Raw genomic sequence first — 9,383 nt, 5'->3', positions numbered from 1 at the left:
GGGGTGAGGGCACCGCCCCGGCGTCCGGAGGATTCCGGCCCGGGTACGGCAAAGGCCCCGCCGGACGGCGAGGCCTGGTCGGTGGGGGAGCGCAGGGCGGCGCTCCGGGGGAGAGGGTCTAGAAGACGTCCAGCGAGAGCTGGATGACGCAGAGGTAGCGGTTGGCGCCCCGGTAGAGGTAGTCGGGCATCCAGCGCGGCCCGTCCTGCTCCTCGACGTCGCTGACGTAGTTCGCGCCGAGCTGCTTGCCGATCGTGGCGAGCAGCACCTTGCGGGCGGCGTTGGCGAGGACGTGGGCCGCGGTCTTCGTCGGTCCGTACACCTCGAACTCGATCAGCGGCTTGTCGACGTGCAGGTCGCCGGTCCAGGCGCCGCCGCGGCGGTTCACCAGGACGGCGTTCTGCGTGCCGTCGAAGCCTGCGGGCGCCTGGGCGGCGACCGTGACGCCGGCCATCGCCGGGTCGGCCTTGAGGACGTCGACGACCAGCTTCTCGACGTCCGGGAACGCACTCGGGGGAGTGGTCATGACGGTTCTCCTCGGTGGAAGGGAGGGGCGGGACGGGTGTGGTGCCGGGTGCCGTCCGGGGCGCTCGACGCGGGCGAAGGGGGAAGGGCGCGGAGCGCGCCCGGACGGCGAACGGCGGAGACTGCGGCCCGTCTCGCGGGCACAGCTCCGCCGCTGCACCAACTGTGACAGAGAGCGTGCGCGCACGCAACTAGTTCGGCGGCCGGCTTCGACGAGCGCCGGAAGAGGGCCGTCTAGATTGGGCGCGGCTCCGCAGCAGCGGGCCGGAGGTTCAGCCGGACGACGACAGGGGCGGGGCATGAGCTGGTACGTACTGGTGGAGGCCAACGAGGCGTACGGCGGCGACGACCGCTGGGACCTGGTGGAGAAGATCGCCGTCGACGGCGGCCGGGAAGCGGCCCTCGGCCGGGCCGAGGAACTGAGCCGGACCTACGTGCGAGGCGCCGACCCCGAGCGGTGCGGCCGCCTCGTGTTCCGGACGTCCCCGACGAGCTGGCTCGTGGAGCAGACCCGTTCGGTCTGGTACGACGGCCTCAGCAGCCCCAACACGCTTTCACGGCACATGCGCATCAGCGTTGCCGAGCTGGAGCTCGTCAAGGAGACGCCACCCGCCGAGCGCCCCAGGAAGGGCTGGCTGCGGAGGTGACTCCGCGGTGGGACCGGCCCGGGGCAGGGGGCCCGGCCCAGGGCCGGGCCCCCTGCCCCGGGCGGTAGCTTGACCGCACCTTCCCGATGCCCAGGAGCCGCCCCGTGTCCCCCGCTCGCCCCCGCCTCCTCTACGTCACCGACCTCGCCTACCCGGCCCGCGGGCGGCGCTACTGCGACGAGGACATCGACCTCACCGCGCGGCTGCGCGCCGATTTCGACATCGCGCTGTGCCATCCCCTCGACGCCGCCGCGCTCATGGACTCCTTCGACGCCGTCGTCGTCCGCAACAGCGGACCCGTCCTCCCTCACCAGGAGGCCTACGACGCCTTCCGCGCCCGCGCCCGGGCCGCCGGCACCCGCGTCTACAACCCGCTGCACGGGCGCGGCGACATGGCCGGCAAGCAGTACCTGCTCGACCTGACCGCCGCCGGGCTCCCCGTCATCCCCACCGTCGACCGCGCCGCCGACCTCGACCGGCTCCCCGATGCGGCGGAGTACTGCGTCAAGCCCAAGGCGGGCGCCGACTCGATAGGACTGGAGTTCGTGCCATACGAACGCCTCGCGGAGCTCTCGTACGGAGAGGTCCTCGTCCAGCCCCGCGTCGACTTCCGGTACGAGGTGTCCTTCTACTTCGTCGACGACCGCTGCCAGTACGCCCTGTACGCCCCCGACCCCGGGCGCCGCTGGGTCCTGGAGCCGTACGAGCCCACCGGGGCCGACCTGACCTTCGCCCGCCGCTTCGTCGACTGGAACACGCTCGACCACGGCATCCAGCGCGTCGACGCCTGCCGCACCCGGGACGGCGAGCTGCTCCTGGTCGAGCTGGAGGACCTCAACCCCTACCTCTCCCTCGACCGCGTGCCGGAGGCCGTCCGCGACCGCTTCGTCGAGGCCGTGACCGCCTCCCTGCATGCATTCGTGCGGGCCTGACGCGGGTCCCCGCGGCCGGGCACGCACAAACGCCCCGTGTCTCTCGTGGTGAGAGACACGGGGCGCTTCGTTCCCGCTCGTGAGCGGCTCAGGCCGTACGGGGCCTGCGCCGCGTGGCGCGCTCCGCCGCGAAGACGTCCTCCAGGCGGAAGAGCTGCGCCCGGCCGGCCTTGCCCGCGGCCCGCAGGTGGCCCAGCTGGACCCACTTGCGGATCGTCGCCGGCGCCACCCCCGCCTCCTCGGCGGCGAGCGGGCCGGGGATCAGCGCCGGCAGGGACAGCGGCAGGGCGGTCGAGCTCAGCATGAGGTCTCCTTCGTGTCGTCCATCGCCGCTTCGATCTCCTCCGGACGCGCCCCCGACGCCTCCGCGAGCTCCGCCCACTCCTCCTCCGGCCACAGGTGCCGGTAGGACGGGTCGTCCTGGCAGCCGCACGCCTCGTCCGTGCACACGCACGCCGGGTTCACGCACAGCACCGCCCGCCGGTCCGGGAAGGCCCGCAGCGACACCGAGTCGCACCACGGGCACCGGCCGGACACCCGGACGACGGTCTCGGCGTCGCCCAGGGTGCGCGCGCAGCGGCGCGCCATGCGGCGGATCTCGTCGCGCACGTGCCGGGTGAGCACGGGGTGGGCGGCGATCTCGTCGAGCAGGCCGACGACCCGGCGGAGCCGCTCGACGACCCCGGCCCGGCGCGGCCGCGGCAGCCCGAGCCGCGCGCAGACGGCCTCCTCCAGCTCCACCACGCCGTCGGTGATGTCGCGAATGGCGTCGGAGATGTGCAGGCGGATCGGCGCGGCTCCGTGCCCGGGCACGGACAGTCCGTGCCGCTGTTCGAGCAGCAGGGCATCCCGCCGCTCGGCCCGGATCAGTTCGTCCCGGCCCGGGTGCGGTCTGGTCGGCGCGCTTCCGGCGGGCGCGCGCCGGCCGGGCGCGAGCTCCTCGGCGAGCTCGGGGAACTGGCGCACGAGGGAGGCGGCCCACAGGACCACGTCGCGCGCGACGCGCTCGTCGGCGGCGGCTGCGGGTGCGTGCTGCCGGTCAGCCACGGCTGCTCCCGGCGAGTACGGCGACCGGCGTCGCGACCGGCGTCGCGACCGGCGTCCCGGCGGGCGTGGCCGGTGCGGCCGGTGCGAGTACGGCTCCGGCGGCGTCGAGGGCGGCGGCGTCCAGGACGGTCGCGAGTTCGGCGGCCTCGCCGCGGCGGCGGCGGGGCTTCACGGGGCGTCCGTTGCGCCACAGGCGGCCCGCGCAGACGCCGTCGAACCAGCTCTCGGCAGGGGCGACGGCCGCCTCGCACTCGCGGCTGACGGGGCAGACGGCGCAGGCGCGCAGGGCGGGGGCCGCCTCCTTGCCGCGCCGGGAGAAGACGACGGACGGGGAGAGGTCGGCGCACGCGGCGGCGGCCTGCCAGGGGGATGTGTCGGGCTGGTGCAAGGTGGATCTCCACGGTCCGGGGCCCATGGGGCCCCCAGGGCACGTGGGGCCCTTGGGACTCATGAGGCCGACGAGTGCGGCGGAGAGCAACATAGACATGTTGCGTGCGAGCTCGCAACTACCTTCATGGAGATGCCTTCACCGATTCGACACGATTGCGTGCCCGAAAGCACGTAATTCCGTGCGCGCAAGCACGCTAAAGTAAGGGGCCCGAAGGGTGGGGGAGTAAAGGGAGCGGTACACACATGAGCACTCACGGGCTCGACGAGTTCGCGCGATGGGTCGAGGGCCTGATGCGGGCACGCGGCTACGACATCGACAGCCCCCGCGGCGGAGGGAAGTCCCGGATCGCCGACGAGGCCGGCGTGCACCGGGCGGCCGTCACGCGCCTGCTGCAGCGGCAGAGCATGCCCGACCTGGAGACCATGCGCAGGATCGCCCCGCTCCTCGGGGTCTCGGTCCGCGACATGCTCATCCGGTCCGGACGGGTGACGCCGGAGGAGCTGCCGCTCGCCGAGGACCTGCTGCCGCCGGGCGACTGGCAGCCGACCATGGAGGACTTCGCGCGCTGGCTCGGGGTCCCGGACGAGCGGATGGACGTCTTCGTGAAGGTCGTCACGCAGTTCCTGGTGGAGCCCGAGGCGGCGGACGGCGACGTCCGGCCCGCGGGCGAGTCCCGGCGCGCCGCCCAGGACTGACCCGGGCGGGGCCCCGGCCCCCGCCCGGGCCCGGGGCCCGCACCGGCGGGCTTCCCGGCGGCGGGCCCCTGCCCGCCTTCCCGTGACGCCCGCGGCCCGCACACGGAACGCGGGGCGCCCGATTCGAGCCACCGGCCGCCCCCGCGCCGGAGGGTGCGCGGAGGCCCGGACCCCGGCCCCCGCACGGCGGGGGAGCCGTCGGGGCCGGGCCGGTCCTGGCGGGGCCGGGGGCGGCTGCCGGGGTGCGGGACCGCCCGCGTGGCACCGCCCGGGCCGGCCGGACGGTGTTCTCCCACGTCGCCCGGCGCCCTGCGCGTGGGCATTTGTTTTGACCGGAGTCCATGCGATAGGTACGCTCATGCCTTGTGCCTGGGGTGTGCCTGGAGCCGTGTGCGTGTCCTCAACCGCATGTGGAGTTCCGATATCGGCCACCGCGATCCACGTCCTTTCCGCCTTCGGCGGGGGGTCCGCAGGATTCGACACACCCGACCGCGTGGGTCGGTGACGTTCCAGGTTAGTTTTACCGACGGCACACAGAAACCGGAGAAGTAGTGCCTACGATCCAGCAGCTGGTCCGTAAGGGCCGGCAGGACAAGGTCGAGAAGAACAAGACGCCCGCACTCGAGGGTTCCCCTCAGCGTCGTGGCGTCTGCACGCGTGTGTTCACGACCACCCCGAAGAAGCCGAACTCGGCCCTCCGTAAGGTCGCGCGTGTGCGTCTGACCTCGGGCATCGAGGTCACGGCCTACATTCCGGGTGAGGGTCACAACCTGCAGGAGCACTCCATCGTGCTCGTGCGTGGTGGCCGTGTGAAGGACCTGCCGGGTGTTCGCTACAAGATCATCCGCGGTTCCCTCGACACGCAGGGCGTCAAGAACCGTAAGCAGGCTCGCAGCCGCTACGGCGCCAAGAAGGAGAAGTAAGAATGCCTCGTAAGGGCCCCGCCCCGAAGCGCCCGGTCATCATCGACCCGGTCTACAGCTCTCCTCTTGTCACGTCGCTGATCAACAAGATCCTGCTTGACGGCAAGCGTTCCACCGCCGAGCGCATCGTGTACGGCGCCATGGAGGGTCTTCGCGAGAAGACCGGCCAGGACCCGGTCATCACGCTGAAGCGCGCTCTCGAGAACGTCAAGCCGTCCCTCGAGGTCAAGTCCCGCCGTGTCGGTGGCGCCACCTACCAGGTGCCGATCGAGGTCAAGCCCGGTCGCGCGTCCACCCTGGCGCTGCGCTGGCTGGTCGGCTACTCCCGCGCCCGTCGCGAGAAGACCATGACCGAGCGCCTCATGAACGAGCTGCTGGACGCCTCGAACGGCCTCGGCGCTTCGGTCAAGAAGCGTGAGGACACGCACAAGATGGCCGAGTCCAACAAGGCCTTCGCGCACTACCGCTGGTAGTCGCAACCCACATCGAGACCGAGAGAAGACTGAGCCGATATGGCTACCACTTCGCTTGACCTTGCCAAGGTGCGCAACATCGGCATCATGGCGCACATCGACGCGGGCAAGACGACCACCACCGAGCGGATCCTGTTCTACACCGGCGTCTCGTACAAGATCGGTGAGGTCCACGACGGCGCTGCCACGATGGACTGGATGGAGCAGGAGCAGGAGCGTGGCATCACGATCACCTCTGCTGCCACCACCTGTCACTGGCCGCTCGAGAACGTCGACCACACGATCAACATCATCGACACGCCGGGCCACGTCGACTTCACCGTCGAGGTGGAGCGTTCGCTGCGCGTGCTCGACGGTGCTGTGACGGTGTTCGACGGCGTGGCCGGCGTCGAGCCGCAGTCCGAGACCGTCTGGCGTCAGGCGGACCGCTACGGCGTTCCGCGTATCTGCTTCGTCAACAAGCTCGACCGCACCGGTGCCGAGTTCTTCCGCTGCGTCGACATGATCGTGGACCGCCTCGGCGCGACCCCGATCGTCATGCAGCTCCCCATCGGTGCCGAGGCCGACTTCCAGGGCGTCGTCGACCTCGTCCGCATGAAGGCTCTTGTCTGGTCCGCCGAGGCCACCAAGGGTGAGATGTACGACATCGTCGACATCCCGGACACCCACACCGAGCTCGCCGAGGAGTGGCGCGGCAAGCTCGTCGAGGCCGTGGCCGAGAACGACGAAGAGATCATGGAGCTCTTCCTCGAGGGCGTCGAGCCCACCGAGGAGCAGCTGTACGCCGCGATCCGTCGCATCACCATCGCCTCCGGCAAGGGCGGCGAGACCACGGTCACCCCGGTGTTCTGTGGTACCGCGTTCAAGAACAAGGGTGTCCAGCCCCTGCTCGACGCCGTCGTGCGCTACCTCCCCTCCCCCCTGGACGTCGAGGCCATCGAGGGCCACGACGTCAAGGACGCGGAGCTGGTCGTCAAGCGCAAGCCGTCCGACGACGAGCCGCTGGCCGGCCTCGCGTTCAAGATCGCGAGCGACCCGCACCTCGGCAAGCTCACCTTCGTCCGGATCTACTCCGGTCGCCTGGAGGCCGGCACCTCGGTGCTGAACTCCGTCAAGGGCAAGAAGGAGCGCATCGGCAAGATCTACCGCATGCACGCGAACAAGCGTGAGGAGATCGACTCGGTGGGCGCCGGCGACATCGTCGCCGTCATGGGCCTGAAGCAGACCACCACCGGTGAGACGCTGTGCGACGAGAAGAACCCGGTCATCCTGGAGTCCATGGACTTCCCGGCGCCGGTCATCCAGGTCGCGATCGAGCCCAAGTCCAAGGGTGACCAGGAGAAGCTGGGTGTCGCCATCCAGCGTCTCGCGGAGGAGGACCCCTCCTTCCAGGTTCACTCGGACGAGGAGACCGGCCAGACCATCATCGGTGGTATGGGCGAGCTTCACCTCGACATCCTCGTCGACCGTATGCGTCGCGAGTTCAAGGTCGAGGCGAACGTCGGCAAGCCGCAGGTCGCGTACCGTGAGACGATCCGCAAGGCCGTCGAGCGCGTGGACTACACCCACAAGAAGCAGACCGGTGGTACCGGTCAGTTCGCCAAGGTGCAGATCGCGATCGAGCCCATCGAGGGCGGCGACGCCTCGTACGAGTTCGTCAACAAGGTCACCGGTGGCCGCATCCCGAAGGAGTACATCCCTTCGGTCGACGCCGGTGCGCAGGAGGCCATGCAGTTCGGCATCCTGGCCGGCTACGAGATGACCGGCGTCCGCGTCATCCTTCTCGACGGTGCCTACCACGAGGTCGACTCCTCCGAGCTCGCGTTCAAGATCGCCGGTTCGCAGGCCTTCAAGGAGGCCGCGCGCAAGGCTTCCCCCGTCATCCTTGAGCCGATGATGGCCGTCGAGGTCGTCACGCCCGAGGACTACATGGGCGAGGTCATCGGTGACATCAACTCCCGCCGTGGCCAGATCCAGGCCATGGAGGAGCGCAGCGGCGCTCGCGTCGTGAAGGGCCTCGTGCCCCTCTCGGAGATGTTCGGCTACGTCGGAGACCTCCGCAGCAAGACCTCGGGTCGCGCAAGCTACTCGATGCAGTTCGACTCCTACGCCGAGGTTCCGCGGAACGTCGCCGAGGAGATCATCGCGAAGGCCAAGGGCGAGTAACTCTCCCGAGTTCACGCTTTAGGCTTGACACCAGACGCCGGGGCTCGGCCCCCGAGACCCGAGGACCGGTCCCCGGCGGATGGCATCCCAGCAAAGATCACCTGGCGCCGATGAGTAAGGCGTACAGAACCACTCTCCAGGAGGAACCCCGTGGCGAAGGCGAAGTTCGAGCGGACTAAGCCGCACGTCAACATCGGCACCATCGGTCACATCGACCACGGTAAGACGACCCTCACGGCCGCCATTACCAAGGTGCTGCACGACGCGTACCCGGACCTGAACGAGGCCTCGGCCTTCGACCAGATCGACAAGGCTCCCGAGGAGCGCCAGCGCGGTATCACGATCTCGATCGCGCACGTCGAGTACCAGACCGAGTCGCGTCACTACGCGCACGTCGACTGCCCCGGTCACGCGGACTACATCAAGAACATGATCACGGGTGCCGCGCAGATGGACGGCGCCATCCTCGTGGTCGCCGCCACCGACGGCCCGATGCCGCAGACCAAGGAGCACGTGCTCCTGGCCCGCCAGGTCGGCGTTCCCTACATCGTCGTCGCCCTGAACAAGGCCGACATGGTGGACGACGAGGAGATCCTGGAGCTCGTCGAGCTCGAGGTTCGTGAGCTCCTCTCCGAGTACGAGTTCCCGGGCGACGACCTGCCGGTCGTCCGCGTCTCGGCGCTCAAGGCGCTCGAGGGCGACAAGGAGTGGGGCGAGAAGCTCCTCGGCCTCATGCACGCCGTGGACGAGTCCATCCCGCAGCCCGAGCGTGACGTCGACAAGCCGTTCCTGATGCCGATCGAGGACGTCTTCACGATCACCGGTCGTGGCACCGTCGTCACCGGTCGTATCGAGCGCGGTGTCCTCAAGGTCAACGAGACCGTCGACATCATCGGCATCAAGACCGAGAAGACCACCACCACGGTCACCGGCATCGAGATGTTCCGCAAGCTGCTCGACGAGGGCCAGGCCGGTGAGAACGTCGGTCTGCTCCTCCGTGGCATCAAGCGTGAGGACGTCGAGCGCGGCCAGGTCATCATCAAGCCGGGCTCGGTCACGCCGCACACGAACTTCGAGGCCCAGGCCTACATCCTGTCGAAGGACGAGGGTGGCCGTCACACCCCGTTCTTCAACAACTACCGCCCGCAGTTCTACTTCCGTACCACGGACGTGACCGGCGTCGTGACCCTCCCCGAGGGCACCGAGATGGTCATGCCGGGCGACAACACCGCCATGAGCGTTGAGCTGATCCAGCCCATCGCCATGGAGGAGGGCCTGAAGTTCGCCATCCGTGAGGGTGGCCGCACCGTCGGCGCCGGCCAGGTCGTCAAGATCACCAAGTAAGTTCTCACGAACTTCGGTGGTTTGACCTGGTAGCTCGACCGGGCTCCCGCGAGGACCCCGCACCGCTTCGGCGGTGCGGGGTCCTCCGCTTTACCCCCCGCCGACAGGTGCAAACCTGACGTCCCGTAACATCCCCCCGGTCAGGCGTGTCATGGCCAATCAGGGGTGGAGACAACTTGAAATCGGGACGTCGAGCGCGGCGTAGAACGGCAACGCGGATACGTCGTACGGCGATAGGCG

11 protein-coding genes are annotated in these 9,383 nt (G+C 69.7%); 7 read left to right on the top strand and 4 right to left on the bottom strand.

Annotated elements, in window-relative coordinates; translation table 11 throughout:
• Nucleotides 1–118 precede the first annotated feature (118 nt).
• Nucleotides 119–526 carry a hypothetical protein gene (locus tag ACGF1Z_RS17635; protein ID WP_393004814.1) on the bottom strand — a complete coding sequence of 136 codons (408 nt, stop codon included), beginning with the start codon at nt 524–526 and terminating at the stop codon, nt 119–121.
• A gap of 298 nt (nt 527–824) precedes the next feature.
• Here ACGF1Z_RS17635 and ACGF1Z_RS17630 point away from each other — a divergent pair, with 298 nt between their 5' ends.
• Together ACGF1Z_RS17630 and ACGF1Z_RS17625 are read left to right on the top strand one after the other, a co-directional pair.
• Complete coding sequence (locus ACGF1Z_RS17630; protein WP_393004812.1) at nt 825–1,172, top strand: hypothetical protein; 348 nt, start codon at nt 825–827, stop codon at nt 1,170–1,172.
• An 86-nt stretch (nt 1,173–1,258) separates the two neighbouring features.
• Nucleotides 1,259–2,104 carry a hypothetical protein gene (locus tag ACGF1Z_RS17625; protein ID WP_393004810.1) on the top strand — a complete coding sequence of 282 codons (846 nt, stop codon included), beginning with the start codon at nt 1,259–1,261 and terminating at the stop codon, nt 2,102–2,104.
• 88 nt (nt 2,105–2,192) lie between these two features.
• Here the strand turns inward: ACGF1Z_RS17625 and ACGF1Z_RS17620 are convergent, their stop codons facing one another.
• The 3 genes from ACGF1Z_RS17620 to ACGF1Z_RS17610 are packed head-to-tail and all read right to left on the bottom strand — an operon-like array spanning nt 2,193 to nt 3,539.
• Complete coding sequence (locus ACGF1Z_RS17620) at nt 2,193–2,408, bottom strand: hypothetical protein (RefSeq protein ID WP_393004808.1); 216 nt, start codon at nt 2,406–2,408, stop codon at nt 2,193–2,195.
• Nucleotides 2,402–3,151, bottom strand: a complete 750-nt coding sequence (locus ACGF1Z_RS17615; protein ID WP_393004806.1) for a hypothetical protein — start codon at nt 3,149–3,151, stop codon at nt 2,402–2,404. Before ACGF1Z_RS17615 ends, ACGF1Z_RS17620 begins: the two co-directional genes overlap by 7 nt.
• The gene (locus tag ACGF1Z_RS17610; RefSeq protein ID WP_393004804.1) at nt 3,144–3,539 is read right to left on the bottom strand and encodes a WhiB family transcriptional regulator; all 396 of its coding nucleotides are present in this window, start codon (nt 3,537–3,539) and stop codon (nt 3,144–3,146) included. The genes ACGF1Z_RS17615 and ACGF1Z_RS17610 overlap by 8 nt, the downstream gene beginning before the upstream one ends.
• 245 nt (nt 3,540–3,784) lie before the next feature.
• Here ACGF1Z_RS17610 and ACGF1Z_RS17605 point away from each other — a divergent pair, with 245 nt between their 5' ends.
• The 5 genes from ACGF1Z_RS17605 (at nt 3,785) to tuf (ending at nt 9,143) form a co-directional block, all read left to right on the top strand.
• Nucleotides 3,785–4,237 (top strand): helix-turn-helix domain-containing protein, encoded by a 453-nt coding sequence (locus ACGF1Z_RS17605; RefSeq protein WP_393004802.1) that lies wholly within the window; start codon nt 3,785–3,787, stop codon nt 4,235–4,237.
• A gap of 551 nt (nt 4,238–4,788) precedes the next feature.
• A complete protein-coding gene (gene rpsL / locus ACGF1Z_RS17600; protein ID WP_003948652.1) occupies nt 4,789–5,160 on the top strand; it encodes a 30S ribosomal protein S12 in 372 nt (123 codons plus the stop codon).
• Nucleotides 5,161–5,162: 2 nt separating this feature from the next.
• Nucleotides 5,163–5,633, top strand: a complete 471-nt coding sequence (gene rpsG / locus ACGF1Z_RS17595) for a 30S ribosomal protein S7 (protein ID WP_345486254.1) — start codon at nt 5,163–5,165, stop codon at nt 5,631–5,633.
• Nucleotides 5,634–5,672: 39 nt separating this feature from the next.
• Entirely contained in the window at nt 5,673–7,799 is a 2,127-nt protein-coding gene (gene fusA / locus ACGF1Z_RS17590) for an elongation factor G (protein WP_393004800.1), read from the top strand.
• A 150-nt stretch (nt 7,800–7,949) separates the two neighbouring features.
• Complete coding sequence (gene tuf, locus ACGF1Z_RS17585; protein ID WP_365337558.1) at nt 7,950–9,143, top strand: elongation factor Tu; 1,194 nt, start codon at nt 7,950–7,952, stop codon at nt 9,141–9,143.
• Nucleotides 9,144–9,383 lie beyond the last annotated feature (240 nt).

Origin of the sequence: Streptomyces sp. NPDC048018 (assembly GCF_043202995.1) — a bacterium.
Classification (GTDB): domain Bacteria; phylum Actinomycetota; class Actinomycetes; order Streptomycetales; family Streptomycetaceae; genus Streptomyces.
Note: the sequence above shows the minus strand (reverse complement) of the source record. Positions and strands in the feature narration are given on the sequence as shown.

Coding starts and splice junctions, on each gene's coding strand:
- fusA (WP_393004800.1), top strand. CDS start 5,673: ATGGCTACCACTTCGCTTGACCTTGCCAAGGTGCGCAACATCGGCATC.
- ACGF1Z_RS17625 (WP_393004810.1), top strand. CDS start 1,259: ATGCCCAGGAGCCGCCCCGTGTCCCCCGCTCGCCCCCGCCTCCTCTAC.
- rpsG (WP_345486254.1), top strand. CDS start 5,163: ATGCCTCGTAAGGGCCCCGCCCCGAAGCGCCCGGTCATCATCGACCCG.
- ACGF1Z_RS17605 (WP_393004802.1), top strand. CDS start 3,785: ATGAGCACTCACGGGCTCGACGAGTTCGCGCGATGGGTCGAGGGCCTG.
- ACGF1Z_RS17635 (WP_393004814.1), bottom strand. CDS start 526: ATGACCACTCCCCCGAGTGCGTTCCCGGACGTCGAGAAGCTGGTCGTC.
- ACGF1Z_RS17620 (WP_393004808.1), bottom strand. CDS start 2,408: ATGCTGAGCTCGACCGCCCTGCCGCTGTCCCTGCCGGCGCTGATCCCC.
- ACGF1Z_RS17630 (WP_393004812.1), top strand. CDS start 825: ATGAGCTGGTACGTACTGGTGGAGGCCAACGAGGCGTACGGCGGCGAC.